At 62.2% G+C, this 25,821-nt stretch carries 28 protein-coding genes and 1 pseudogene; 17 read left to right on the forward strand and 12 right to left on the reverse strand.

Features of this window, described 5'->3' with window-relative positions; translation table 11 throughout:
- The first annotated feature begins 869 nt into the window (after positions 1 to 869).
- From AC0L26_RS30515 to AC0L26_RS30530, 4 genes are all read left to right on the forward strand, one after another.
- The gene (locus tag AC0L26_RS30515; RefSeq protein WP_473635892.1) at positions 870 to 2,024 is read left to right on the forward strand and encodes an efflux RND transporter periplasmic adaptor subunit; all 1,155 of its coding nucleotides are present in this window, start codon (positions 870 to 872) and stop codon (positions 2,022 to 2,024) included.
- Complete coding sequence (locus AC0L26_RS30520; RefSeq protein WP_473635893.1) at positions 2,024 to 5,155, forward strand: efflux RND transporter permease subunit; 3,132 nt, start codon at positions 2,024 to 2,026, stop codon at positions 5,153 to 5,155. The genes AC0L26_RS30515 and AC0L26_RS30520 overlap by 1 nt, the downstream gene beginning before the upstream one ends.
- 221 nt (positions 5,156 to 5,376) lie before the next feature.
- On the forward strand, positions 5,377 to 6,192 hold the full coding sequence (locus AC0L26_RS30525) for an SDR family oxidoreductase (protein WP_473635894.1): 816 nt from the start codon (positions 5,377 to 5,379) through the stop codon (positions 6,190 to 6,192).
- Between the two features lie 26 nt (positions 6,193 to 6,218).
- Positions 6,219 to 6,713, forward strand: coding sequence for a MaoC family dehydratase (locus AC0L26_RS30530; RefSeq protein WP_280954153.1), 495 nt, complete (start codon positions 6,219 to 6,221; stop codon positions 6,711 to 6,713).
- Positions 6,714 to 6,718: 5 nt separating this feature from the next.
- Here the strand turns inward: AC0L26_RS30530 and AC0L26_RS30535 are convergent, their stop codons facing one another.
- Positions 6,719 to 7,336, reverse strand: a complete 618-nt coding sequence (locus AC0L26_RS30535; protein WP_473635895.1) for a hypothetical protein — start codon at positions 7,334 to 7,336, stop codon at positions 6,719 to 6,721.
- A gap of 299 nt (positions 7,337 to 7,635) precedes the next feature.
- On the opposite strand from AC0L26_RS30535, the gene AC0L26_RS30540 reads away from it, so the two are divergent.
- Together AC0L26_RS30540 and AC0L26_RS30545 are read left to right on the forward strand one after the other, a co-directional pair.
- Positions 7,636 to 8,280, forward strand: coding sequence for a TetR/AcrR family transcriptional regulator (locus tag AC0L26_RS30540; RefSeq protein WP_473635896.1), 645 nt, complete (start codon positions 7,636 to 7,638; stop codon positions 8,278 to 8,280).
- A gap of 296 nt (positions 8,281 to 8,576) precedes the next feature.
- Positions 8,577 to 8,822 (forward strand): DUF680 domain-containing protein, encoded by a 246-nt coding sequence (locus tag AC0L26_RS30545; protein WP_473635897.1) that lies wholly within the window; start codon positions 8,577 to 8,579, stop codon positions 8,820 to 8,822.
- Positions 8,823 to 8,869: 47 nt separating this feature from the next.
- Here the strand turns inward: AC0L26_RS30545 and AC0L26_RS30550 are convergent, their stop codons facing one another.
- Genes AC0L26_RS30550 through AC0L26_RS30575 form a run of 6 tightly spaced genes read right to left on the reverse strand, consistent with a single transcriptional unit; the run spans position 8,870 to position 14,712 of the window.
- A complete protein-coding gene (locus AC0L26_RS30550; RefSeq protein WP_473635898.1) occupies positions 8,870 to 9,100 on the reverse strand; it encodes a hypothetical protein in 231 nt (76 codons plus the stop codon).
- Positions 9,101 to 9,152: 52 nt separating this feature from the next.
- Complete coding sequence (locus AC0L26_RS30555) at positions 9,153 to 9,734, reverse strand: sarcosine oxidase subunit gamma (RefSeq protein WP_473635899.1); 582 nt, start codon at positions 9,732 to 9,734, stop codon at positions 9,153 to 9,155.
- Positions 9,727 to 12,735 carry a sarcosine oxidase subunit alpha gene (locus tag AC0L26_RS30560; RefSeq protein ID WP_473635900.1) on the reverse strand — a complete coding sequence of 1,003 codons (3,009 nt, stop codon included), beginning with the start codon at positions 12,733 to 12,735 and terminating at the stop codon, positions 9,727 to 9,729. Before AC0L26_RS30560 ends, AC0L26_RS30555 begins: the two co-directional genes overlap by 8 nt.
- Positions 12,732 to 13,028 carry a sarcosine oxidase subunit delta gene (locus AC0L26_RS30565; RefSeq protein WP_292403913.1) on the reverse strand — a complete coding sequence of 99 codons (297 nt, stop codon included), beginning with the start codon at positions 13,026 to 13,028 and terminating at the stop codon, positions 12,732 to 12,734. Before AC0L26_RS30565 ends, AC0L26_RS30560 begins: the two co-directional genes overlap by 4 nt.
- 8 nt (positions 13,029 to 13,036) lie before the next feature.
- Complete coding sequence (locus AC0L26_RS30570) at positions 13,037 to 13,459, reverse strand: hypothetical protein (RefSeq protein ID WP_473635901.1); 423 nt, start codon at positions 13,457 to 13,459, stop codon at positions 13,037 to 13,039.
- Positions 13,459 to 14,712, reverse strand: coding sequence for a sarcosine oxidase subunit beta (locus AC0L26_RS30575; protein WP_473635928.1), 1,254 nt, complete (start codon positions 14,710 to 14,712; stop codon positions 13,459 to 13,461). The genes AC0L26_RS30570 and AC0L26_RS30575 overlap by 1 nt, the downstream gene beginning before the upstream one ends.
- 358 nt (positions 14,713 to 15,070) lie before the next feature.
- Here AC0L26_RS30575 and AC0L26_RS30580 point away from each other — a divergent pair, with 358 nt between their 5' ends.
- Both AC0L26_RS30580 and AC0L26_RS30585 read left to right on the forward strand, forming a co-directional pair.
- Positions 15,071 to 15,829 carry an SDR family oxidoreductase gene (locus AC0L26_RS30580; protein WP_473635902.1) on the forward strand — a complete coding sequence of 253 codons (759 nt, stop codon included), beginning with the start codon at positions 15,071 to 15,073 and terminating at the stop codon, positions 15,827 to 15,829.
- A gap of 108 nt (positions 15,830 to 15,937) precedes the next feature.
- Positions 15,938 to 16,327, forward strand: coding sequence for an SET domain-containing protein (locus tag AC0L26_RS30585; RefSeq protein ID WP_473635903.1), 390 nt, complete (start codon positions 15,938 to 15,940; stop codon positions 16,325 to 16,327).
- 70 nt (positions 16,328 to 16,397) lie between these two features.
- Here AC0L26_RS30585 and AC0L26_RS30590 read toward each other — a convergent pair whose 3' ends face one another.
- Positions 16,398 to 16,841 carry a DUF6766 family protein gene (locus AC0L26_RS30590; protein ID WP_352935178.1) on the reverse strand — a complete coding sequence of 148 codons (444 nt, stop codon included), beginning with the start codon at positions 16,839 to 16,841 and terminating at the stop codon, positions 16,398 to 16,400.
- A complete protein-coding gene (locus AC0L26_RS30595; RefSeq protein ID WP_473635904.1) occupies positions 16,828 to 17,337 on the reverse strand; it encodes a ferritin-like domain-containing protein in 510 nt (169 codons plus the stop codon). The genes AC0L26_RS30590 and AC0L26_RS30595 overlap by 14 nt, the downstream gene beginning before the upstream one ends.
- Positions 17,338 to 17,750: 413 nt before the next feature.
- Here AC0L26_RS30595 and rpsU point away from each other — a divergent pair, with 413 nt between their 5' ends.
- The 4 genes from rpsU to AC0L26_RS30615 all read left to right on the forward strand — a co-directional run bounded on the left by rpsU (position 17,751) and on the right by AC0L26_RS30615 (position 21,408).
- On the forward strand, positions 17,751 to 18,026 hold the full coding sequence (gene rpsU / locus AC0L26_RS30600; RefSeq protein ID WP_095488505.1) for a 30S ribosomal protein S21: 276 nt from the start codon (positions 17,751 to 17,753) through the stop codon (positions 18,024 to 18,026).
- A gap of 166 nt (positions 18,027 to 18,192) precedes the next feature.
- Positions 18,193 to 19,038 (forward strand): tetratricopeptide repeat protein, encoded by an 846-nt coding sequence (locus tag AC0L26_RS30605; protein ID WP_352935182.1) that lies wholly within the window; start codon positions 18,193 to 18,195, stop codon positions 19,036 to 19,038.
- 164 nt (positions 19,039 to 19,202) lie between these two features.
- Complete coding sequence (locus AC0L26_RS30610) at positions 19,203 to 19,673, forward strand: DUF992 domain-containing protein (protein ID WP_473635905.1); 471 nt, start codon at positions 19,203 to 19,205, stop codon at positions 19,671 to 19,673.
- Between the two features lie 298 nt (positions 19,674 to 19,971).
- Positions 19,972 to 21,408 (forward strand): MFS transporter, encoded by a 1,437-nt coding sequence (locus AC0L26_RS30615; protein ID WP_473635906.1) that lies wholly within the window; start codon positions 19,972 to 19,974, stop codon positions 21,406 to 21,408.
- A 22-nt stretch (positions 21,409 to 21,430) separates the two neighbouring features.
- Here the strand turns inward: AC0L26_RS30615 and AC0L26_RS30620 are convergent, their stop codons facing one another.
- The 3 genes from AC0L26_RS30620 to AC0L26_RS30630 are packed head-to-tail and all read right to left on the reverse strand — an operon-like array spanning position 21,431 to position 22,894.
- The gene (locus AC0L26_RS30620; protein WP_473635907.1) at positions 21,431 to 21,733 is read right to left on the reverse strand and encodes a DUF6958 family protein; all 303 of its coding nucleotides are present in this window, start codon (positions 21,731 to 21,733) and stop codon (positions 21,431 to 21,433) included.
- A complete protein-coding gene (locus AC0L26_RS30625; protein WP_473635908.1) occupies positions 21,726 to 22,262 on the reverse strand; it encodes a GFA family protein in 537 nt (178 codons plus the stop codon). Before AC0L26_RS30625 ends, AC0L26_RS30620 begins: the two co-directional genes overlap by 8 nt.
- Entirely contained in the window at positions 22,259 to 22,894 is a 636-nt protein-coding gene (locus AC0L26_RS30630) for a TetR/AcrR family transcriptional regulator (RefSeq protein WP_473635909.1), read from the reverse strand. Before AC0L26_RS30630 ends, AC0L26_RS30625 begins: the two co-directional genes overlap by 4 nt.
- Before the next feature lie 230 nt (positions 22,895 to 23,124).
- Here AC0L26_RS30630 and AC0L26_RS30635 point away from each other — a divergent pair.
- The 5 genes and pseudogenes from AC0L26_RS30635 to AC0L26_RS30655 all read left to right on the forward strand — a co-directional run bounded on the left by AC0L26_RS30635 (position 23,125) and on the right by AC0L26_RS30655 (position 25,776).
- A pseudogene (locus tag AC0L26_RS30635) lies at positions 23,125 to 24,046 on the forward strand (IS1595 family transposase).
- 29 nt (positions 24,047 to 24,075) lie between these two features.
- A complete protein-coding gene (locus AC0L26_RS30640; RefSeq protein WP_473635910.1) occupies positions 24,076 to 24,882 on the forward strand; it encodes a hypothetical protein in 807 nt (268 codons plus the stop codon).
- The gene (locus AC0L26_RS30645; RefSeq protein WP_473635911.1) at positions 24,869 to 25,384 is read left to right on the forward strand and encodes a type II toxin-antitoxin system VapC family toxin; all 516 of its coding nucleotides are present in this window, start codon (positions 24,869 to 24,871) and stop codon (positions 25,382 to 25,384) included. Before AC0L26_RS30640 ends, AC0L26_RS30645 begins: the two co-directional genes overlap by 14 nt.
- A complete protein-coding gene (locus tag AC0L26_RS30650) occupies positions 25,381 to 25,524 on the forward strand; it encodes a hypothetical protein (protein ID WP_473635912.1) in 144 nt (47 codons plus the stop codon). The genes AC0L26_RS30645 and AC0L26_RS30650 overlap by 4 nt, the downstream gene beginning before the upstream one ends.
- Positions 25,525 to 25,527: 3 nt before the next feature.
- A complete protein-coding gene (locus AC0L26_RS30655; RefSeq protein ID WP_473635913.1) occupies positions 25,528 to 25,776 on the forward strand; it encodes a hypothetical protein in 249 nt (82 codons plus the stop codon).
- Positions 25,777 to 25,821: the final 45 nt, after the last annotated feature.

Consider the following 25,821-nt stretch of genomic DNA (forward strand, 5'->3'; position numbering starts at 1 on the left):
GGCGCGCCGCCCTCGTTGGTGAGGCGTATATAGTCGCCACCCCTCCAAACTGTCAACAACCATTTCAATCTTTTTTGCGAAGAACTGTTAGCCGCGCACAGCCAAGAACTGGCCTGTCCCATGCGGCGGAACCGTCTCCAGTCCTGTCAACTTATATGGGAACAAAGCGGGAAACTTCAAGGATCAAGCGCCCCGTGTCCGGTTTGCAAGGGGTATTCACGGCAAACGGGGACTGGAGCCCGACGGTTCCGGCGGATCTGCATGGCGGCGCGACCGAACGGCTGGAACCATTCGTCCCGGCTGTTAGTTCCATCAGCGAAGAACGGGACCGCCGAGCGGGCGTCGCAGCGCAACAGACTTGAGGCCCTCAACAAGTCCTCCAGACATCTCGCTCGATGACCGCAGCGTGGGTGCCGTTCCGGGCACGAACAGGGAGATTCACGCTGGAAGACTGGTTCGTGTCCAGGCCGAGTGGGCAGGCCCGACCGACCCTCTATGCGATCTGGCCAGGAGGCGGCGTTCAGCCCCAAAGGTTAAGGCGTTCTTGGACTTTCTCATTCCGCGGCTCGACTTGAAGAAGATTGATAGCCAAGGAGCCACATCTGAAGCCGATCCTACGTACCAAGCGCTTCTTCCAGCCGCATCACTGGGCGTTAAACTGACCCACCACCCCCAATTGGCGGCAGCCGGCTGATCCAGTTTGACCCAAGGGTAGCCCTTATCAAGATTACACCGATTTAATGTGCAAGCGAGTGGGAGAATTGCCATAAAGCTTTGATATCGACGAGTCATCCTGCGTGTCGGAGTGTGCCGTCGCGTCTACTTCACCTTGGGAACCGTAGACGGTATATTTGCCAACCGGAGCGCCGATGGCCACCTGGAAACAGATCGTTTTTGCACTTGTGATCCTGGTCGCGGCCGCGGCCGCCTGGGTTCGCTTTTTCCCAGGTGCGCCAGATGTGCTGGCGCGCTGGGGCTTCGACTGGGCTTATGCCGCGACACCTCCGACGGGCGCCGTCGGTAACGGCGGGCAGACAGGCAGCAGCAACGCCGCTGGCCAGCGGGTAACCATCGTCGCATTGCCGGCGGCCGCAGCCATCATCAATGACCGCCTGCAGGCGATCGGCACCGGCCGCGCCAATGCGTCGGTGACGGTCAATCCCTACAGTTCCGGCCGTCTCGTCGAATTCCTGGTCGAAGCCGGCGCCCATGTCGAAAAGGGACAGGTGATCGCAACCCTCGATTCCGACACCGAGGTGATCGCGCAGGATCGTGCCAAGGTTGCGTTGCAGGACGCGCAGGCCAAGCTCGTCCGGGTCAAATCGCTGCGGGCTTCCAACGCCGCGACGGCGGTCGCCGTTGCCGATGCCGAAGTGGTGCTGGCCAATGCCAAGCTGGCGCTTCGCGATGCGGAACTGGCCCTGCAGCGCCGCTCCATCGTCGCGCCGATATCAGGCGTCGTCGGCATCCTGCCGATAGCAGCCGGCAATTATGTGACCAGCCAGTCGGCGGTCGCCACCCTCGACGACCGCTCCAGCATACTGGTCGAATTCTGGGTGCCGGAGCGCTTCGCCGCCGCCGTCAAGATCGGCGCGGACTTGTCGGCGACACCGATCGCCAACCCCAACAAAGCCTACACCGGCACGGTTGCTGCCATCGACAACCACATCGACGAAGCCAGCCGTACCCTTCTGGTCAAGGCAAAGATCGCCAATCCCGCCGATTCGCTGCGTGCCGGCATGTCCTTCCGGATCACCATGAAATTCCCCGGCGACAGTTATCCGGCCGTCAGCCCGCTGGCGATCCAGTGGGGTTCTGATGGTGCCTATGTCTGGGCAATCGCGGACGGCAAGGCCAAGCGGGTGCCTGTGCGCATTATTCAGCGCAACACCGAGACCGTGCTGATCGACGCCCCGATCGTCAGCGGCGATATGGTGGTGACCGAAGGCACCCAGAGCATCAGCGAAGGCGGCGAGGTCCGCATCGCCGGCGAAGAACAGCGCGCCGCGGACGCCGGCAGCTAATGACCGCTTCCAACAACGCCGCCAGCGACACAGGCTTTACCGCGCTATTCATCCGCAGGCCGGTGATGGCCTTCGTCTTGAACACGCTGATCGCGGTCGCCGGCCTCGCCGCCTTCTACGGCGTCGAAATCCGCGAACTGCCGGATGTCGACCGCCCCGTCATCACCGTCAACACAGTCTTTGAAGGCGCCGCGTCCGAAACCGTCGACCGCGAACTGACCGACGTGATCGAGGGCGCGGTCGCCCGCGTCTCCGGTGTGAAGTCGATCTCGTCCACCTCGTCCTTCGGCACGAGCCGCGTCACCATCGAATTCAACGACGGCGTCGACCTCGACGTCGCCGCCTCCGATGTGCGCGATGGCGTCGGCCGCGTCGCCGACCAGATGCCGGACACGGCGGATGCGCCGCGCATCGTCAAGGCCGATGCCAATTCCGAGCCGGTGATGCGGCTGGCCGTCACCTCCGACACTATGTCGGTGCAGGACATGACGGTGCTGGTCCAGGACCAGATCGAGGACGAACTTGCCGCCGTGCCCGGCGTTGCCGACGTCCAGGTCTATGGCGATCGCGACAAGATCTTCCGCATCGACGTCGACCAGACCAAGCTGGCGAGCCTTGGCTTCACGGTCGCGGATCTGAGAACTGCCCTTGCCTCGGTTGCCTTCGATTCGCCGGCCGGCTCGATCACCACGACCAACCAGGACCTCATCGTGCGCACGACGGCGGACGTGACCACGCCGGAGGAGTTCGAGAACATCATCATCGGCGGCACGACCCGCATCCGCGACGTCGCCACCGTCACGCTCGGCCCCGACATCGGCCAGACCACATTGCGTTCGAACGGCAAGACCGGCATCGGTCTCGGCATCATCCGCCAGGCGGAATCGAACACGCTGGATATTTCGACCGGCGTCAGGGCCGCCGTCGACAAACTGCAGGCGGATCTGCCTCAGGGCATGTCGATCAAGGTCACCAGCGACGATGCGGTCTTCGTCAACGGCGCTGTGCATGAGGTCGAGATCGCACTCGGCCTGTCCGTCTCCATCGTGCTGATCGTCATCTACGTGTTTCTCCTCGACTGGCGCGCGACGCTCATTCCGGGCCTCGCAATGCCGGTCGCGATGATCGGGACGATCGCCGCAATCTATCTCGCCGGCTTCTCGGTCAACATATTGACGCTGCTCGCCCTGGTGCTGGCGACGGGCCTGGTCGTCGACGACGCCATCGTCGTTTTGGAAAACATCGTGCGACGACGCAACCAAGGCATGGGGCCACGCGCCGCAGCCGTGCTTGGCGCCCAGGAAGTGTTCTTCGCCGTCATCGCCACCACGCTGACGCTGGTCGCCGTCTTCGTGCCGATCTCCTTCCTGCCCGGCCAGACCGGCGGCCTGTTCCGCGAATTCGGCTTCGTGCTCGCCATATCGGTGCTTCTGTCCGCCGTCGTGGCGCTGACGCTTTGTCCGATGCTTGCATCACGCATGCTGTCGGTCGCGCCGCTTCACCACGAAGGCGGCAGCGGCATCGGCGCCCGCATCGCCGGCGCGCTGAACACTCTCTACCGGCGCTGCCTGCGCATCTGCCTCGACGCGCCGTGGATCGTGCTTCTTGTCGCGCTGCTGTTTGCAGCCACCGCCTTCACGCTGTTTGGCACGATCCGCCAGGAACTGACACCGACCGAGGACCGTGCAGTCGTGCTCATGCGCGTCGACGCACCGCAAGGGGTCAGCCTCGACTACACGACGCAGCAGATGCAGAAGATCGAAAAACTGATCCAGCCGCTGCGCGATTCCGGCGAAATCCGCAACACGTTCGAGAGCGCCGGCCGGAACGGCGCCTACAATGCCGGCTTCATGGTGATGACGCTGGCGCCATGGGACGAGCGCACGCGCAGCCAGCAAGAGATCATGGCCGAGATCAGCCGGCTCACCAAACAGGTGCCGAGCGTGCGCGTCTTTCCGATGCAGCCCAACAGCCTCGGCATTCGCGGCGCAGGCAACGGCCTGCAGTTCGCGCTGGTTGGCAACAATCGCGCGGCGCTCGGCGACGCTGCGGTGAAGATCATCGCCGAGATGCAGAAGGATCCCCGCTTCCAGTCGCCCCGGCTCTCCGTCGACCCGACGCAACCCCAGCTTGCCGTGGCCATCGACCGCGAGCGCGCTTCCGACCTCGGCATCGACATATCAGGGCTTGCCGACACCATGCAGGCCATGCTCGACGGCAACGATGTCGTCGACGTTTATATCGCCGACCGCAGTTACGGCGTGAAGCTGGTCTCGACGACCAACCCGATCAACGATCCGACCGACCTGGAGAACGTCTTCCTGAGGACGGGTGATGGCCGCTTCGTGCCGATGTCGACCATTGCCTCGCTGACCGAGCGCGCCGTGCCGCCCTCGCTGACCCGTGAGCAGCAACAGCCGTCGGTAGCGATCACCTCAAATCTCAGCGGCGATTTCGCGCTCGGTCAGGCGCTCACCCGCGCCGAGGCAATCGCCACGCCGCTGCTGCCGTCGGGCAGCCGCATCGTCCCGTTGGCCGAGGCGGCGACGCTGGGCGAGACCAACAGCGCCATGATCACCATCTTCGGTTTCTCGCTGGTCATCATACTTCTGGTGCTCGCCGCCCAGTTCGAGAGCTTCGTTAGCGCGATCATCATCATGGCTACCGTGCCGCTCGGCCTCGCCTGCGCGATCTTTGCGCTTTTGCTCAGCGGCACCAGCCTCAACGCCTACAGCCAGATCGGCCTGGTGCTGCTGGTCGGCGTGATGGCCAAGAACGGCATCCTGATCGTCGAGTTCGCCAACCAGTTGCGCGATCGCGGGCTTGGCGTGCGCGAGGCAATCGAGCAGGCCTCCATTATCCGGCTGCGGCCGGTGATGATGACGATGATCTGCACCGTGCTCGGCGGCGTGCCGCTGGTGCTGGCGAGCGGCGCCGGTGCCGAGGCGCGTATCGCGCTCGGCTGGGTGATCGTCGGCGGTCTGGGTCTGGCCACCGTCTCGACGCTATTCCTGACCCCGGTCGCCTATCTCCTGCTCGGTCGCTTCGTCACACCCAAGGTGGAAGAGGCATCACGGCTGAAGCGCGAGCTCGAGGAAGCCGCCTACACCAATGTCGAGCCGGCGGAGTAGCGCCTTACCTCCCCCTTGAGGGGAGGTCGGACCGCAGGCCCGGGTGGGGTGCACGTCACGGCCGAAGGGTGGCACCGATGCCCAAAACCTCGCCATCATCTCTACCTCCAAGCAGGCTCTTTACCCGTGGCAAGGATGCCCGTACTTCGGGTAGCCTTGTCAACGCGAGCCCGTTCGCCAGGCAGCAAGGTAAAGCGCTAAGGAATGCCGCGAGGAATACAATGAGCTATCTGGACGAGCTGTTTTCCGTTGCCGGCAAGACCGCGCTGGTGACCGGGGCTGCGACCGGCATCGGTCGGATGGCGGCGACCGCTTTGGTCAGGGCTGGCGCTACAGTGATGATCGCCTCGCGTAAGGGCGAGGATTGCATCAGGGTTGCCGCCGAATTGAACGGCCTCGGCGGCTCCGGCCGGGCCGATGGCTTTGCCGGCGATGTCTCCAGCGAGGCCGGCATCGCCGCGCTGGTCGCCGAGGTCAAGGCGCGGACCGAGCGGCTGCACATCCTGGTCAACAATGCCGGCGTCTCCTGGGGCGCACCGCTGGAGGACTTCCCGTACCATGCCTGGGCCAAGGTATTCGGTGTCAACGTCACCGCCGTCTTCCATCTGACGCGCGAGCTCCTGCCGCTGCTCGACGCCGCCGCCAGCGACGTCGATCCGGCCCGGGTGATCAATCTGGGCTCGGTGATGGGCACCCAGCCGCTGGCCGACGACGCCTATTCCTACTCTGCTTCCAAGGCAGCGGTTCACCATCTGACGCGCACCTTGGCGATCGAGTTCGCCGCCCGTCGCATCACCGTCAACGCCTTCGCCCCCGGCCCCTTCCAGAGCCGGATGACCGCCTTCGCCACGGCGACCGAGGAACAGGCCAACCACGTCGGCAATCATGTTCCGCTTCGTCGCATCGGTGCGACGGATGACATTGCGGGCGCAACGCTCTATTTGTGCAGCCGTGCCGGCAGCTATGTCACCGGCGCCATCCTGCCGATCGATGGCGGGCAGTCGGTGCAGCATGGGCTGACACTGTTCAAGGAATGAAGCCGCTCGCGCTCCGGACGGTTGAAATGGAGGACATCAGCGTGGAACCGATCAGTCTCGATGTGCTTCTGGCCAGCGTCGGCAAGGAAGTCGGCGTGTCGCCGTGGCGGGTGGTCTCGCAGCGCATGATCGACCAGTTTGCCGATGCCACCGACGACCACCAGTTCATTCATTGCGATCCAGAGCGCGCCAAGCGAGAGACGCCGTTCGGCGGCACCATCGCGCACGGCTTCCTGTCGCTTTCGTTGTTGTCGGCGATGACCTTCGAAACCATGCCGCCGCTCGAAAACAGCAAGATGGGCGTCAACCATGGCTTCGATTCGCTGCGCTTCCTGGCGCCGGTAAAGACCGGCTCGCGCATCCGCACCCGTTTCGTGCTGGCCGACGTCAAGGTAAGGCCGTCGGGCTGGGTGCAGACCGCACATGACGTGACGATCGAGATCGAGGGCTCGAAAAAGCCGGCGCTGACCGCCCGCTGGCTGACGCTGACGCTGATAGAGCGCCAGCCAGAGGCGGCATGAACGGCTCAACGAGCTTCGGTAGAGATGAACTTCATGTGCCGGCCGACCTGCAGCGCGATATAGACGACCAGTGAGCAGCCGATCGGGAACACGATCTCGTTGAGGCCGGTTGCGACAGCCTGCGGCAGTGCGAGCGCAACGTCCCTCGCCGCGGCCGTCTCGATCGTCAGCACCGTGATTCCGCCGCCGAACACCGCGCCTATCAAGGCGCCTGCCAGCCCGAAATGGAGCGGACGAGGTTCTTCCTTCGACGCCAGCGAGGCCAGTATCCAGCCGAGCAGGCCGTATTCGATCGCCCGCAGCACACCCAGCGTCGTGAGCGAGAGGATGGCCGGCTTTGCGGCCGCATCAAGCGCACTTACCATGACCTTTTGCGTCCCCTTGGCGATGCCCATCGCCAGCGGCGCCGAGATTGCGCTGATCAGGCCGCCCAGCGAGGCTCGTACTTTGGCGATCGCCGTGCCGAGGCTGACGCCGGCGCAGACGAAGAACGCCCATGTCACGCCTTGCGCCAATTCGATCAGGACCTGGGCGGTAGCAGGATAGGAACCTGCTGCAAATCTGACAGCCAGAATAAGGGCTTCCATGGCAAAGCCGAGTGCGATCGCCAACCATGCGATCATGACGACTCGCCTGAGTGCCTGCCTGGCAGCATGAGAAAGTGGATCCACGTCCGGCACGGCGGACAAAAGCTCAGTCGGAGCCATATCGGCCTCCCCAAAAACGGAAATTTCTTGCAGAGCCGCGAACTATCGGTCGTTTGTAACAGCCCGATGTTGCCCGTCTGGGCACGAGTAACACTTCACGTGTGAAGAAAACGGACATGTCGGACGCTGCAAGCGATTCTGACGGGCGCCTTGTCCGATTCCGTACAGCGTATATATAATTTAGCCAGCCACCAACAGATGAAGGCAGACGAAAATTGCCGCTCAGCGTCCGGACACGCCGCGAGAAACAAAAGGCCGAACTGCGCTCCGAACTTGTCGATGCGGCGCACAAGCTCGTGCAGGAGGAGGGCTATGAGGGGCTCACAATCCGCAAGCTGGCCAAGCGCGTCGGCTATGCGCCGATGTCGGTCTACTCCTATTTCGCCGACAAGCAGGACATATTGTTCGCGCTGGCTGAGGATGCGTTCGAGACTCTGGCTAAGCGGATAGAAGATCACCCGGCCGACGATCCGATCGAGGCGCTGCAGGTGGTCATGACCGAATACGCGGCCTTCGGCCTTGGCAATCCCAACGAATATCGCACGGTGTTCATGACCGAAAAGGTCAAGCCCCCGGAAGGCAGGACCTTCGCCGAGATGCAAGAGGGCAACCCGTTGATGAAGGTGCTGATCAAAAGGGTCGAGGCCTGCGTTGCCGCCGGCAAGCTCAAGGGCGATCCGCGCGCCATCGCCACCATGCTGTGGGCGGTCGGCCACGGCACGATCTCGCTGTTGATCACCTTTCCCTTCTATCCGTTCGGCGACCAGCAGGCTTTCGTCAAGCGGATGTGCGACTTCACGCTCGCCGGTCTGATGACTCAAGATGTCTCGCCACTGACCGAAACGCCGCCCAACTGCTGACCGGCCTGCGTTCCCGCGCAATTTGATCCGGCCGGCGCCTCGTGCGTGTCGCTCCAAAGCTTGACCCCAGCCGGAGCCTGGGTGTGCAGCGGTTTTGGGAGGGCGACGCGTATAGAACCCGAGGCACGTCGTGTGATCCTTTCAGAAGCACGGCGTTTAGGCGCGCCCTGCGACATCTTGGTTTTTTAGGAAAATTTTATCGTACGTGTACGATTCTGACTTGAAGCTTCGATCTTCCGGGCGTATATGTACGTCGCATCGTACATGTACGGAAAAGATTTAACCGGAGACAGATGATGAAAAAGACCGTTCTCACCCTCGCGGCCGTGCTGGCATTCTCAAGCGCGGCATTTGCCGGCCAGCACACCAAGCAGGCGCCTGCTGCGGCCTGCGCCGAGACCAGGACCGACGTCAAGCTCGATTGCGGCGCGACCGGTTCGGTCGAGAAGACAGGCGCGGCGACCAAGACCGGCTCGGCCGATAGCAAGGGCCCAAGACTCGGTATCGAGATCAATCCGTGGATTGTGCCGAGCACGTTCTGAGATTTAGTCCCTAAAGCGCGGCGCGTCCGCTTTGACGCGCAAGGATGTTATTTCCTGCGCTTCTTCATTCCGGCCACGGTCTTGGCCTTGCCGGGCCTCGCGGGAGCGCCGGAAATGGAAGTCCCGGTGATCGACACCGGATCGCTGGCCGGAAACGTATCCTCGAGCCCTTCCTCGAGTTCCTCTTCAGCGTTCGATCCTTCGTGCTGCTCGTGTTCGAGAGAACGCACGGCAGGCGTCTTCTGAACCGGAGGATTCGGCGCGGATTTCGACGGCATCGACATTCTCCCTCGACTTGCTCCGGCAAACGGCCGGGCGCAGCGAATGTTCCTAAGCCGCTGCGTCGCCTGCCGCCTCCGACAGGAAAGTAAAGACATAATCGGAGAAGGAACGCCAGCATTCGACCCGGAAAGCGTCGGCCGCTGTGCGCAACAGCACGATCTCGACCTTACCCAGAATGGTGCGTGACGCCGCGCCCACGGGAAATGCATCGAGCGACAGATCCTGCGGGCAGCCTGAATTGATTGTTGCCGCAGCCGCCGGGCCGGTGACCGATATGGCGACGTTGCGATGCGAGACGCCGACCGCCGAATGCAGTGCTGTAACCTTGGCGCAGTCGGCGAGCGGGTCCTTTGCCGCCTCGTCGATGACCAGCCATTCGTCCGGCCCAAGCCACAATGCCGTGCGCCCGGCCTTTGCCGCCGAGGTTTTCGGCTTTCGTGGCAAGGTCACGCCAAGCGCTTTCGAAAGCGCGGCCACAGAGGCGTCCGGCGCGCGCAGCGAAATGCGCTCCGCCGGCGGCATCACGGCGAGCTTGACGCCCGTGGCGGAAAGTTCCTGACCAGCAAGCGCGGCGCGGCGTTCGGCCGATGGGGCGGGAGCGGAGGTTTTCTTCGCGGCAGCCTTAGCCATTGAGGCGCTCTCCCTTCTCGTCGAAGAACACCATGCCGGTGACCTCCACCTCGATCGTCCCATTGGGCATCGGCACGTAAAGCGTCTCGCCCGTCCGGTCGCGGCCTCCGGCAACCAGAGCCAACGCGATCGAGCGGCCGCAATTTTGCGACCAGTAGCTCGAGGTGACATGGCCGATCATTTTCATCGGGATCGCCTGCTTCGGATCCGCGACGACCTGCGCGCCCTCTTCCAGAACCACTTTCGGATCCTTGGTTTTCAGGCCGACAAGCTGCTTGCGGCCCTTGGCGACAAGGTCCGGCCGCGCCATGCCCCTGATACCGACGAAATCGGTCTTCTTCTTGCCGACCGCCCAGTCGAGACCGGCGTCACCAGGCGTCACCGTGCCGTCGGTGTCCTGGCCGACGATGATGTAACCCTTTTCGGCGCGCAGCACGTGCATGGCCTCGGTGCCGTAGGCGGTGGCGCCATGCTTCTGGCCCTCGGCCCACAGCGCTTCCCAGACCGCTTGGCCGTAGTCGGCCGGCACGTTGACCTCGAAGCCGCGTTCGCCGGTGAACGACATGCGGAACAGCCTTGTCGGCACGCCGCAGATCTTGCCCTCGCGCACCGACATATGCGGCAGTGCCTCGTCCGACATGTCGATGCCTTCGATCAGCGGCGCGATGATGTCCCGTGACTTCGGCCCCTGCACGGCGATCACCGCCCACTGCTCGGTGATCGAGGTCAGCCAGACATTGAGATGCGGGAACTCGGTCTGGAGGTAATCCTCCATATGGTTCATGACGCGCGGCGCACCGCCGGTCGTCGTCGTCACATGGAACCGGTCCGGCGCCAGCCTGCCGACAACACCGTCGTCATAGATGAAACCGTCCTCGCGCAGCATGATGCCATAGCGGCAACGACCGGGTTCCAGCTTCTCCCAGGGGTTGGTGTAGAGCAGTTCCATGAACTTGGCCGCATCGGGCCCGACCACCTCGATCTTGCCCAGCGTCGAGGCGTCGAACAGGCCGGCCGTCTTGCGCACCGTGACACACTCTCGATCGACGGCGGCGTGCATGTCCTCGCCCGCCCTGGGAAAATACCACGCGCGCTTCCATTGGCCGACATCCTCGAACACGGCGCCCTGAGCCTCGGACCAGGGATGGATCGCCGTCTTGCGGGTCGGGTCGAACAATTTTCCGCGCGCGTGTCCGACGATCGAGCCGAAGGTCACCGGCGTGTAGGGTGCCCGGAATGTCGTCAACCCGACTTGCGGGATCGGCTTGCCCAGCGTTTCGGCGGCAATCGCCAACCCGTGCATGTTCGAAGTCTTGCCCTGGTCGGTCGCCATGCCATTGGTAGTGAAGCGTTTGACATGCTCGATAGAGTGCATGCCCTCATGCACGGCCTGGCGGATGTCCTTGGCGGTGACGTCGTTCTGGAAATCGACGAAGGCCTTTACCGTCGTGTCCGCACCGGCGCCGGGCGCCGCACCCAGCATGCCGCGCGACCAGTTCTCGCTGGCGTCGACCTTCGGCTTGGCTCCCTTGGCGGCGTTGGCGACGGCATTCTTGATGCCCGCATCCTTGGCTGCCTTGGCACCCGCCGCATAGGCCTCGTCGATCGTCGCCGACAGCCCGTCCGTGCCGTTGCAGGCGCCGACGGAGACGCAGTCCTGCGCATACGCGCCGGGCACGAAGCGCTTGGTCTCGTCGTTGAAGGCGACCTTGCCGCGCGACTGAGAGAACAGATGCACCGATGGCGTCCAGCCGGCCGACATCAGGATCGCGTCGACGGGAATAGTGCGCTCGCCGCCGCCATTCTTCGGCTGCACGGTCATCGACGACACCCGCAATTTGCCGCCGGCGCGGATCACCGCGCGGCCGAAATTGACCTCGATGCCGAGCCCCCTCGCCTCGTCGATCACCGGTCCGGTCGGGTTGTCGCGCAAATCGACGATAGCCGCCACGTTGACGCCAGCCTTCTTCAGGTCGATCGCCGCCGCATAGGCGGAATCATTGGCCGTATAAACGCCGACATTCCTGCCGACCGCGACGCCGTAATGGTTGAGATAGGTACGCGCGGCCGAAGCCAGCATGATGCCGGGCCGGTCGTTGTCGGCAAACACCATATGCCGCTCGATGGCGCCGGTCGCCAGCACCACGCGGCTGGCGCGGACCTGCCACAGCCGCTCGCGGGGCAAATCGCGGCCGGGGTTCTGCAGATGATCGCTGACGCGCTCGACCAGCCCGACGAAATTCTGCGCGTAATAGCCGAAAGCCGTCGTGCGGGACAACACGCGGACGTTGTCCATGGCCTTGAGCTTGGCGACTGCACCTTGCGCCCAGGCAAAACCGTCCTGGCCGTCCACCTTGGCGCCACTCTCGAAACGCAGGCTGCCGCCGAAATCCGCCTGCTCGTCGGCAAGGATGACGCGCACGCCGGTCTCGGCCGCGGCAAGTGCGGCGGCGATGCCGGCGGCACCTCCGCCCAGCACCAGCACGTCGCAATGGGCGTAGCGCGCCGAATAATGGTCCGGATCCGGCTGGTCGGGGGCAACGCCGAGGCCGGCCGCGGCCCTGATCTTCGGCTCGTAGAGGTTTTTCCAGGCAGACTTCGGCCACATGAAGGTCTTGTAGTAGAAGCCGGCCGAAAGCAGCGGCGAAGCGACGTCGCCAAGCGAGCTGACGTCGAAGGAAAGCGAAGGCCAGCGGTTCTGCGACTGCGCCGCCAGCCCGTCATAGAGCTCCTGCACGGTGGCGCGGACATTCGGCGTCTTGCGCGCTGCGTCGCGCTTGATCTCAACCAGCGCATTGGGCTCTTCCGCCCCGGCGGACAGAAATCCGCGCGGCCGGTGATATTTGAACGAGCGGCCGACCAGATGGACGCCGTTGGCGAGCAGCGCCGAGGCCAGCGTATCGCCCTCGACACCGGCATAGGACTGACCGTCGAAGCTGAAGCGGGCCGTCTCTGCCTGCGTGAGGCGCCCGGCGCCGGGAATGCGGAACGCTGCTATCATTTGGAGGCTCCCGGCAGCTTCGCAGGCTTCGGCTCGCCGGCCTTGTAGGTCATCAGAAACCTGTCGCTGACGGTGTCGCGCACAGCATTGAAGAAGCGTGCGCAGCCATGCATGTGCCGCCAGCGCTCATAGATGATGCCTTTGGGATTCGAGCGGATGAAGAAGAACTTTTCGAAGTCGTCATCGCTTGTCGCGGCCATATCTGCCGAACGCGCAATATGCGCCTCGCCGGCGTTGCGGAATTCGAGTTCCGGACGCTCTTCTTCGCAATAGGGGCAGCGGATGAGAAGCATGTTTGTTCCTACAATTCGCCGTGGCCGACATGGGCGCCGGCTGGTTGGTCGCAAAGCTTCTGGCCCAGCGTCGCGAACGGCGCGACCAGCCGGATGCGTTCCTCGACACTTGCCGCCGTGCGGAAAAGGTCGCGATCAGCCATGTTGCCGATCGTGAGTTGAAACGGGTCGGTGGTCACGATGACGTGGCGCGGCTGGAAAATCTGGTCGTCCTCAAAGTCGATCGGCCTGTTTTCCAGGAAGGTGACCACCTTTTGGCCGCCGCTCCAGACACAGGCGAGCACGCCTGCATCGACGGAAAACGGCCATCCGGTCTCGTTTTCGGCGCGGCTGATCGGCTGCAAGCGCACCTCTTCGACCGAGGGAAAATGAAACAGGCCCTGCTCTCCCGCGAGCATCAACGGCATCGCAACAGCCATCTCGGCCATCATCAGTGCGCCACCGCTGCCGCCGCTGCCTCGTCGATCAGGCGACCGGTGCGGAAGCGCTCGATGGTGAAGGGCGCGTTGATCGGGTGCGGATCGTCCCTGGCGATGGTGTGGGCAAAGACATGGCCGGAGCCCGGCGTTGCCTTGAAGCCGCCCGTGCCCCAGCCGCAATTGACATAGAGGCCAGGTACCGGCGTCTTGGCCAGGATCGGCGAGCGGTCGGGCGTCACATCGACGATGCCGCCCCACGAACGCAGCATCTTCATGCGCGTGAACATCGGGAACATCTCGCAGATGGCGTCGAGCGTGTGCTGTAGAATGTGCAGGCTGCCGGTCTGCGAATAGGAAACATACTGGTCGGTGCCGGCGCCGATGACCAGCTCGCCCTTGTCGGACTGCGAGATATAGGCGTGCACCGTGTTCGACATCACCACGCAAGGGAAGACCGGCTTGACCGGTTCCGACACCAGCGCCTGCAGCGGATAGCTTTCCAGCGGCATCCGCACGCCGGCCATGTTCATGATGACGGACGAATGCCCCGCGGCAACGACGCCGACCTTCTTGGCGCCGATAAAGCCGCGCGTCGTCTCGACGCCCATGACCGCACCGTTCGGCGCCCGTTTGACGCCGGTGACCTCGCAATTCTGGATGATGTGGACGCCGCGCGCCGAAGCGCCGCGCGCATAGCCCCAGGCGACGGCATCGTGGCGGGCGGTGCCGCCGCGACGCTGCAGGGTGGCGCCCACCACCGGATAGCGGGCATCGCGCGAAATGTTGAGCGGCGGACAGAATTCCTTCGCCGCTTCCGGCGTCAGCCATTCATTGTCGATGCCGTTCAGCCGGTTGGCATGGACGTGGCGCTTCAGCACCTGGATGTCATGGACATTGTGCGCCAGCATCATGACGCCGCGCGGCGAATACATCACGTTGTAGTTGAGCTCCTGGCTGAGCCCGTCCCACAGTTTCAGCGCGTGATCATAGATGCCGGCGCTCTCGTCATAGAGATAGTTGGAGCGGATGATGGTGGTGTTGCGGCCGGTGTTGCCGCCGCCGAGCCAGCCCTTTTCCAGCACCGCGACATTGGTGATGCCGTGCACCGTGGCGAGATAGTAGGCGGTGGCCAGACCATGGCCGCCGGCGCCGACGATGATGACGTCGTACTCCTTCTTCGGCTCAGGCGAGGACCACTGTTCCTCCCAGCCCTTATGGCCGCGCATAGCCTCACGGGCGATGGCGAATACCGAGTATTTCTTCAACGTTCCAGCCTCGCGCCAAAGGTCTCGCATGACCCCGAAAATCGGAATCGATTTTCGGAAAGGATCATGCGTAAATCAAAGTGCTACAGCGTCCTTTGCGCGTCCGAATGGACGCGCGGCGCTGTAGCGGATTGCGGCCGGGCAGTCAGTCAGCCTCGGCGCGCGAGGTGTATCACTAGCGAAACCGCGCTGCCAGCCTTGCGCTGTTTGCGACGGCGCTTGCCGTTTTGCGCCGCGACAAAAAAGACATGTTCAAGCGACGACGCGTTCGCAGGTATCGGGTGGCTCGCGCTGCCCCGGGCTGCGATCAAGTATACGATTGCCGGCCAAGCTGGCACGAAGAAAAAGGATGCAGAAAATGTTCGCACTCACCAACAAGGTCGCTATCGTCACTGGCGCCAGTTCCGGCATTGGCCGCGCCACCGCGAAGCTCTTCGCCGAACAAGGCGCTATACTTGTAATTGCCGCCCGCCGTCAGACGGAGCTCGACAAGCTTGTCGGCGAAATCGAGGAAGCCGACGGCACCGCGATCGCCCTTGCCGGCGATGTCAGGGACGAGGCCTATGCCAAGGCGCTTGTCGCTCTTGCGGTGGACAGGTTCGGTGGGCTCGACATCGCCTTCAACAATGCCGGCTCCGTCGGCCAGATGGGACCGGTTCCCGACATGTCGTTGGAGGCGTGGCACGAGACCATCGACATCAATCTGACCGGCGCCTTTGTCGGTGCGAAATACCAGGTGCCGGCGCTGCTGGAGCGCGGTGGCGGTTCGCTGATCTTCACCTCCAGCTTCGTCGGTCGCACCGCCGGCATGCCGGGCATGGCCGCTTATGCCGCGGCCAAGGCTGGGCTGATCGGTTTGACGCAGGTTCTGGCGGCCGAATACGGAGCACAAGGGTTGCGCGTCAACGCACTTTTGCCCGGCGGCACCGACACGCCGGGCGCGACGACGACCACACCTGAGGCCCGGGCTTTCGTCGAAGGTCTTCACGCCCTGAAGCGCATGGCGCAACCGGAAGAGATCGCCCGCTCGGCGCTTTATCTGGCGTCGGATGCGTCGAGCTTCACCACCGGAGCAGCGCTGTTTGCCGATGGCGGCGTCTCGATCAACCGGACGTGAGGCATTTCCCGCGCGGGTGAGCGAGCCGCAATATCGCAAAAGCGGTCTTGCTTCCCGCGCGATTTGGCGATTTCTTCGGACACTTCCGTTCGAAGACAGGCCTAAAACATGCTGCTGATCAGGACCTACATCGCTGCGAGCGCAATCGAGGGCGTAGGCGTGTTCGCCGCCGAGCCGATCAGCAAGGGAGCCTCGATTTGGCAGCTCGATCCGGATTTCGACCGGTTGATCCCGATGGAAAAGTACGAGGCCGCGCCGCCGCACCTCAGGGAATTGCTCGACAGATATGCCTATCCAAGTCCGGACCGGCCCGGCTTCATGGTCTATGAAGTCGACAATGGCCGTTTCATGAACCATGCCGAGAGGCCGAACACGGATTTTTCTCAGTATGGCGGAGCAACTGCGACCCGCGACATAGCGGCGGGCGAGGAAATAACCTGCGACTACGGCGAGTTCTTCGAGGATTTCGAGCGGCTTCACCTCGCCACGGCGTCATAGCGATCCGGTTGCGTCGTTGAAGAAAACTCGGAGCGATGATCGGCTCCGGGCCAAATTTCCGCCCTCAGCTTTAGTTCCGGTGGGCGTGCGGCTCGTCCGTGTGTCGGCCGTCATACTGCAGGTCCAACGCGCGAATCGCCTCCTTGCCTTTCTTCGGATCGACAAGCGTGAGAAGCGCGTCGATCTTGGCCTCCATCCGGTCGGTACCTTCCTTCGATTGCGGCGAGCCGACGAAGAGCAGGAACGCCAGGCCACCGACCTGCCAGAGCAGCTGCAGGAATTCCGATTGCCAGTTTTCGAGCGTGTCGCGACTCATCTCGATCAGATAGCCGCCTAATTCGGGCGGCTGACCAAGCGCTTGCTGCTCGTCAAGATAGGCGAACCAGCCGAAAACCCAGTGACCGACAAGCGAGATGATGAAGAAGCCGAGTGTGATCCAGGCATAGCTGTAAGCTCGCCAGATAGAGGACGGCTTCACTTTGGCCGCCGGCCTGCTGTCGTCACCGCTTGGCATTGTCGCTGTCCGACGCCGTGCGAGCCAGGAACTGCTTAGTGGTCGCGGGCAGGTTGTTTTTCAGCCACTCGGCCATTGCCTCCTCTTCGCGCAGGTTTTGTTCGCAGGCGCGGGCGACCTCTGTTTCGCCAAGAGATTCGGCGGCCGCGATGAGGATCCTGTAGGAGGCGATCTCCATATGCTCGAAAGTGTAGCTCGCGAGTGAGCCTTTCATCACCTCGTCCCCTGCGAAAACGCCGCTCAGGGACTGCGCCGCCGCCATCAGCTTGCCGCCGGCGTCCTTCAGCGTGGATGTATCCTCGTCTAACCCTTCCAGGCAGGTTCTGAGGCGTGCTGCCTGCCCCTTCGTCTCGTCGACGTGCTGCCTGATGCGCTTACTGAGCTCGGGATAGCTCTCCAGCCGGCTCAGCTGTCCGTTCAGCATGGTTTCGGCCTGCTCCTCCATCGCATGCGCGTCCCGGAGCCACTGGACGAGCCATTCACGGGTGTCTGACATCGGTTTTCTCCTCTGCTTGCGTCGCCGCAACAACCACCGGGGAGCGAAGTTGGTTCCTTCATCGGTAAAGCCAGGCGGGCCGTTTTTGTCGGATTGAGGCAGCAGAAATTTATCGGTGACGGAGAAATGCCACCGATCGCTCATCCGCGCGACAGGGACCCCTATCGAGAAGACCGACACACCGCCGCCCGAGGTCGTGATTCTTGCTTTTTGACGGCAGCTATGCTAAGTGTTTTGGCATGGTGCTGATTTGCGCCGACGACCCGCCGCCGAGGCGGGTTTTTCGTTTCGGCAGTGGACAGAGCGGCATGATTCTGCTATCAGCCGCCACAATTCGTGGTGTAGATCGCCGCGGAGGCTAGCGGCTATGGCCGCTTGCCTGTTGATATCAAACACGAAAGACAGGATTGCCCGTGCAGGTACTCGTCCGCGATAACAATGTTGACCAGGCGCTTCGCGCGCTCAAGAAAAAGATGCAGCGCGAAGGCATCTTCCGCGAAATGAAGATGCGCGGACATTACGAGAAGCCGTCCGAGAAGCGTGCCCGCGAAAAGGCGGAAGCCGTTCGCCGCGCCCGCAAGCTGGCCCGTAAGCGCGCCCAGCGCGAAGGCCTGCTGCCGATGACGCCGCGCCCGGTGGCGGCTGGTGGTGCTGCTGGTGCCGGTGCTCCGCGTCCGCCGCGGTTCTAACGCCAATTTTTCGTCCTTTTCGAAGGATATCCAAGGTGGCGCGATGTGTAATCGCCGCCACCTTTTTGTTTTGAATTCCTCCCTATTCGGATAGGCCGGTTCGCAGAGGACCGGTTCGGAGGGGAACAGACCTGGCGGCGCGGCGGGCAGTGAGGACAGAGCAGACATGAATGCAATAAGCGTGGAGCGCAGAACCGCATTGCGCGGCTTTGCACTGACGGCAGCCTTGCTTTCCGGGCTGGCGCTCGCCGGCTGCCAGACAGCCCCGACCGGCGAATTCACCAACATCGACAAGGCACAGGGGTCGGCCGAGAACATCTCCTCGCTGTCGGCGGTTATCCAGCGCAGTCCCCAGGATCCGGAAGGCTATAATGTGCGCGGCTCGGCCTATGGCCGCGGTGGCCAGTATCAGGCGGCGCTCAAGGACTTCAACACCGCCATCCAGCTCAATCCGAATTTCTACCAGGCCTATTCGAACCGCGCTCTCATCCAGCGCTTCCTCGGCGACCAGGCGGCCGCGCTTGCCGACTACAACCGCTCGATCCAGATCAATGCCGACTATGACGCCGCCTATATCGGCCGCGGCAATCTCTACCGCAAAGCCGGCCGTACCCAGGAAGCGTTCAACGATTTCCAGAAGGCGATCCAGCTCGACACGACCGATGCGCGTGCCTACCACAATCGCGGCCTGATCTATCAGAGCCAGGGCCAGCACGCTTTCGCTATCGAGGATTTCTCGACTGCCATCTCGCTGGCGCCGGACGCCGCCGAACCCTACAATGGGCGCGGCCTCTCCTATCTCGCCATGAACGACGAGGACAACGCCTTCGCCGACATCAACATGGCAATCAAGCTCGACGGCAAGAATGCCGAGGCCTGGTCCAACCAGGCGCTGATCTACGAGCGGCGCGGCGACAAGGCCAAGGCGGCAAAATCCTACCGCGAGGCGGTGCGCCTCAACCCGACCTACCAGCCGGCCAAGGACGGCCTAGCGCGCACCAGCGCCGGCTGACCAACGGCGGCGTTCGGCCTCATATGGCAGGCCTGACGTTTGGCATGCCTTCGAAGCCTTCAATGACTATGCATTGACGCCCGCCTTGATCGCGCCAAGTTTTCGGCGGAACGCTCGCGATGCTCAGCCGTTGTTCAAGGCTATTCGCGAAAAGGACCACTCCTATGATCAAGAAACTCGCCTGCGCCGCCCTTGCCGCCACGGTGCTGGCTTCCCCTGCCAGCGCGGGCAAGCTGGAGCTCGGCGTGCTCGACTGCACCATCGACGGCGGCACCGGCTACATCATCACCTCCAACAAAGGCGTGGCCTGCACCTTTCGCCCCCATCATGGCGGTCCGCCCGAAGCCTATACCGGTATCATTTCCAAGCTCGGCGTCGACGTCGGCAAGACGCACCAGGGCGAGTTGATATGGGCTGTTCTGGCGGCCACTCGCGATCGCAATTCTGGCGATCTTGCAGGCAGCTATTATGGCGTCAACGCCGAGGCCAGCCTGGTGACCGGCGGTGGCGCCAACCTTCTGGTTGGCGGACTGAACAGCGCCTTCTCGCTGCAGCCGCTCAACGTGCAGGCGCAGACCGGCGTCAACCTGGCAGTCGCCGTAACCTCGCTGGAGCTGATCCACTCTTTCAAATAAGCGGCAAGGCGTAGCTCTGCGCGGCGCGGAACAGGATAGGACTGTTCCGCGCCGCATCATTTTTGGGACCACCACACCTATATGTTCATCGCGGCCGCCTTGATCACCGCCGGCGCCCATCTTCGATCACGCCGACTTCCCGCCTCGTCAGTATTCTCGGCGCACCCGCAAAAAAACCGCTTGAGCTCAACTGCGGTTGAGGTTTTACAACCCGTCCCGAAGCGCCGCGGCCCATTTGGAGACGAAGAGCGCTCCACCATTTTTTGAATTGGCGTATAAGAAAATTCGGGAGGACGGGGTGACCGAAACCAGCACAAACAGGGTCGACTGGCGCGCGCTGTGGGCGAACGGCGATCTGGCGCGCTTCTGCTTCATCAGCCTCGGTATCCTGCTGCACGCCACCAACGAAACCATGGTGGCAACGGTGATGCCGGCCATGGTCGGCGAACTCGCCGGCGTTCAGCTGGTCGGCTGGTCGCTGGCAATCTACGAGCTCGGTGCCATCGTCGCCGGCGCTGCCGCCGGGCGCCTTGTGAGCTATGTCGCGCTGCGCACCAACATGGTGGTCGCCGCCCTGCTCTATGCGGCCGGCGCCCTGGTCTGCGCCATTGCGCCCTCCATGCCGCTGTTCCTGGCCGGTCGCCTGATCGAGGGGTTTGGCGGCGGCGCGCTGGTGTCGCTGGCCTTCGTCTCGGTCGAGCGGCTGTTTCCACGCGCCATCTGGCCGCAGCTTTTCGGTATCATGTCGGCGATCTGGGGCGTCGCCGCCTTCAGCGGGCCGGTGCTCGGTGCGGTGATGACCGAGTTGCTCTCCTGGCGCTGGGCTTTCGGCGTCTTCACGCTCGGCGGCACGGCCATGGCGTTGGCGAGCTTCATCGTGCTCGACACGCCTGAGGCAACCCGCCCGCAGGCGATCACCGGGACAGCGCCGCCCTTTCCCTTTGCCGCGCTCGGCTGCCTTGCCGTCAGCGTCGTGCTGATCGCCATGGCCGGGGTCGACATTGCCCTGCTGCGCTCGTCCCTGCTGCTTGCGATCGGCCTCACCGGCCTTGCGCTGTTCGTCCGCATCGATGCGCTGAAGCCGCGCTCGCGGCTGTTCCCGTCGCAGCTGTTCTCATGGCGCTCGCCGGTCGGCGCAGGCATGACCATGGTCGCCGCATTTTCGGTGGCGACCTGTTCCTTCGCCGTCTATGGGCCGCTGCTTCTGACCAGCCTGCATGGCATTCCGATCCTGACCACCGGCTATATCATCGCCGCCGAGTCGATCGCCTGGTCGATCCTGTCGATCCTCGTCGCCAATGCGCCGCCGGAGCGCGAGAGGCTGATCATCACCGGTGGCGCGCTGATGATCGCGACCGGCATCGCCGGCTTCGCCTATGCCGTGCCGGCGGGTTCGATACCGCTGATCCTGTTCTGCGCCTTGCTGCAAGGCGGCGGCTTCGGCATTGCCTGGCCCTTCGTCACCCGCGTGATCGTGGCATCGGCCAGGGATGGCGAGCAGACGATCGCCTCCGCTGCCGTGCCGACCATGCAGCGCATCGGCTATGCGGTCGGCGCCGCGTTGACCGGCATCGTCGCCAACGCCAGCGGTTTTTCTGAAGGCCTGAACCGCGAGGCGGCAGCGAATGTCGCCACTTGGCTGTTCCTCGCCTTCGTGCCGCTCGGGATTCTGGGATGTCTTGCCGCACTGAGGATCTCAGGGCCGGCAGCCCGGCCACAAGAAGCGACCGGCTAGGCGCTGAGATTCAGATCAGAGTTTAGATTGACCCGTGCCTATAGAGATGAACCGGCTTGTGAGGCGCCCGTTTGATGATGCCTTTTGCCTCGAGGTCGAGCTGGACGGCTTTCAACCACCATCCTGCCGTCTTGCCTTGTGGAAAGAGGTCGTCGTGAAGTAGGGGCAGAAGCGCCTCTTTCGCGCCTGCGACTGTCAGTCCCGGCGCCTCACTCGGCAAAACGGTCAGAAGCGCATCGCGTATTGCCAAGTATTTCGTGCGATCAACCCGTTCGGTCCGCCCGGGGATGTTGACGTTTTCGATTTCGATTTTGTCGTCAGGCATCGATCTTTCCCACCACTTCGATTTTCGGACTCCGGAACCCCATGGCGGCCCACGCCCCCAGAAGCTTTGCGTAGAATGACACCGTATGGCTTTTCAGATTGGGGATGTCGTCCGGCAGGTTGGAAGCATCGAGCAGGTCGCCAGCCATCGTTCGCATTTCGGCTCTCGGCCGCGCCTCGTTCGGCCAGAGGTGCAGATAGAGACTCAGCCAGTGCGCGCCCTTCATTTCCAGGAAGATTGGGGTGTTGCAGCAGGTCGCGACGACACGACGCGAGCTCGCATCGGCCGACAGCCGGAATTCACTCAGATGCTCCGCGCCGGACAGGAACCGGACCCGATCCTTGCGATATTCTGCACAAGGCGTCGCGCTGTAGGAGGTAAGCACCTTTTTTGCGCCGGGGAGCGTCGCAAGACGATCCGCAGCAACCCTGCAGCTATTGCACAGACACTCGGACACAACGATCGGCTTCCCCTTCAACGCCAAGCGCGTCCGCCCGCAGGCGCAACTGATCTCCTTGGTTTCGCTCATGTTTCGTCCTCCTCCGTGACGTGAAACAGGTGCCGGATGTATCGATCCAGATGATCGAGGCTTTCCCGGGCGAGGCCGGGGCTATTCCCTGCCTTAGCCAGGACGAAACCGCCCTGGATAACGGCTTGCGTGTGGCGTGCGAGGCTTTCGGCCGTCCAGTCGCCCGTAATGCCGTGGTCCCGCCGCGCGGTCTCGATGTCCGCCTCCAGCGTGGCCGTGTGACCAAAGATGCTTCGGCCACAGGCATCGCGAATGTCAGGGGAGCTTGCGTAGACCTCCTGCGCCATGGTGCCAACCAGGCAGGTGAACTCGGCGAGGTCACCCACGATGATCGCCTTGCGGAAAGCGACATAGGCGAGGACGCGCTCCAGAGCATCGGCCGGATCGTGATACGGTGCAGCAGCAAAGAAACCAGAGGTCGTCTCTGCCCAGAAATCGGCCGCCGCGATCCCCAGAGCGTCCTTGCTGCCAAAATTATGGAAGAACGCCCCTTTCGTGACGGCGGCCGTTCTGCAGAGGTCATCGACGGTGGTGGCGGCGAAGCCTTTGGCGCGGATGGTATCTCGCGCCGCCTCAAGGAGCCTGAGACGAGCGCCGCCGCGTTCGGGAGACTGTTTGGTTGGCCTGGACATACGCAATACATACCATACAGTCGGTATACGTCAATGGCCTCAACGAGCTGCGGTTCGGAATAGCTACATCGGTTCTACGGTCAGTTTGATATCAGACTGCGACGCAGCCATTCGCCGCATCGAGGCGAGAGTCCGGGCTCGAAGCGGTCGTAACGCCTAACCAAATTAGGGGAATTGTATACTTTACAAGTAAGGCGGCTGACTCTATGTTAAGAGTCAAGGAGTTAGCCATGTCAGTTCTGTCTCAACCTCATTTCCACAACGAAGTCGCGGCGATAGCCCGGCTTGAGGAAATCGTGTGGCCGAACGGCGTGCATTGCCCGCGTTGCGGCGGATTTGATCGGATTACCCCGGTTAAGGGCGGTCGCGCGGGCTTGCGCCGCTGCGGACCTTGCAAGCGCGAATTCACTGTCACGGTCGGCACGGTATTCGAGCGCAGCCATATCAAATTGCATCTCTGGTTTCAGGCCGCGCATTTGATGGCGTCCAGCAAAAAGGGCATCAGCGCTCACCAATTGCACCGAACATTGAAGGTCACTTACAAGACGGCTTGGTTCATGGAACACCGGCTGCGCGAAGCCATGCGCGAGGGCCATTTCGTCATGGGCGGCGAAGGCAAAACCGTCGAAATCGATGAGACGTTTGTGGGCGGTCTTGAGAAGAACAAGCATCAGAGCAAGCGCAAGCATCTTGGCACTGGCGGCGCTGGCAAAGAGGCCGTTTTCTCCTTGATAGAGCGTGGCGGCTTCGTTCGCTCTCACCACGTCCCGCAGGTCACGGCAAAGACGCTGCGCCCTATCCTTCAAGCGCAAGTCGATGGCGACCTTCGTCATGACCGACGAGGGCGGTGCTACCAAGAAGATCGGCAGCGAGTATGACCGCCACGAGTCCGTCAATCACGGGGCTGGCGAGTACGTTCGCGGCGGCGCGCATACGAACACGATTGAGGGATATTTCAGCATCCTGAAGCGCGGCATAATCGGCACCTATCACCATGTCAGCCAACAGCATTTGAAGCGCTATTTGGCCGAGTTCGATTTTCGGTATAACCATCGCATGGCGCTCGGCGTCGACGACACGACCAGAGCAACAAAGGCGCTTTCCGGCATCGTCGGGAAAAGGCTTATGTACCGGGACTCATTCGTAAGGTAGAATCTGAAGCCAAAATTGTGGTGCGTTTGATGGCAGTAGATGACCGTATCACGCTAATTATCGAGGGCTTGCCTGAGGATGATGGACAGGTCAGGCTCGGCGCGTTCATGTCTCAACTGCAAGGCTTGACTGCTGCGGTTGCGCGGCTTGATCGTGAAGCAAATAACGGAAAGGCTGCGAGCTACTTTAGGATTGCCGAACTATCCTACAAGAGCCCCATCCGGGTCGTTATTGACCCCCAGCCTCTTCCAAAGCATCCATACGTCGGGCAACTCGTCATAGAGAGTTTGAACCGGGTTGCGGAAGCGTTCGAAACGGGCGGTGATCTCACGCAAATAGACGCCGACCTTCTTGAGGACATTAGGAGCTTGGCCAAACCAGTCGGCAAGAGCGTGAAGTCTGCAACCCTTCTCTTTAACGGTCACAGTCTCGACCTGACTGAAAAACTCGGCCTGCAAATTGACACCGCTCTCGCCGTTGACGAAGAGTTTTCCGGGTCCGTTGAGGGGATGCTTGAACAAATCAATGTCCACCTGGGGGCGAACACCTTTCATATCTACCCGGACGTTGGCCCCAAGAAAGTCACCTGCCATTTCCCGATGAATCTTTATGACGAAGCTGTCTCCGCAGTAGGGAAGCGCGTCGAGGTTTTTGGAACCCTTCGTTACAGGGCAAACGCCAAATTCCCACATCAAATTGGAATAACGGAGATCGAAGCGTTCCCGCCTGACAGTGACCTTCCAGACTGGGAAGATCTTAGGGGCCGCGCCCCGGATGCAACTGGCATGTTGAGCAGCGAAGCTTTCGTTCGGGAGCTTCGTGATGGCTGGAGGTAGTCCGCTATATTATTGGGACACTTGCCTTTTCTTGGCTTGGCTCAAAGACGAAGAACGCAAGTCCGGGGAAATGGATGGCGTCCGCGAGATCATTGATCGGGCCAAGCGCCGCGAAGTCAAATTGATGACTTCTGTGCTCACGTTGGTCGAAGTGCTCTCTGCAAAAATCCCCATAGGATTCGATACGCTGTTTTCCGATCTTCTTAAGCGGGTCAATCGCGTCAACGTCGATTCCAAGATTTCGACAATTGCCCATGATCTCCGCAATTATTACGCGTCTCGCCCCGTGGAATTTGGAGGCAAGACGCTTTCCACCCCGGATGCAATCCATTTGGCTACCGCCATCTTCTATCGAGCGGATGAGTTTCACACATTCGACGAAAATGGCTCCGGCAAATCCTTGGGTTTAACCCCGCTTTCCGAAAACATTGGCAGCCATCGGCTAAAGATATGCAAACCAGTAGCAAGAAGCCCGCAGCTCGATCTCCGAAAAAAGCAATGAAGCCGGACGATAAAGAGCAATCCAAAGCCTTCATTGAGAAGGCGCGTGAGATCGAAGCGGACGAAGAACAATCGGCTGCGGACGAACTCATGAAGCGAATGGCAAAGACGCCGCCAGAGCCACGCAATCGGAAGAGATGACATTTGAGCAACGATCCGCAGCTTTTGATAAAGCAGTTCGTAGATGGCGCGGACACAAGCTTGTCTGCGGCGAACCGCCTAGAGGTGCTGCTAGATGAGACGTTTCCTGATGACGCCTATATCCAAGAGATAGTTGTGGCGCTCGCCCAATACCGCCCGGGTGGCGGTGAGTTTCTGTACGACACGCCTGAAATGCAAGGCCAATTGGCCCGAGCCTCTGCCTATCTCAGCCGACTTCATTCGCGGCTCTAGCCGCCTTACTTGTCAAGTATACAATTCCCCAAATTAGAGGGTCCT

It is taken from the genome of Mesorhizobium sp. WSM4823 (genome assembly GCF_055811195.1).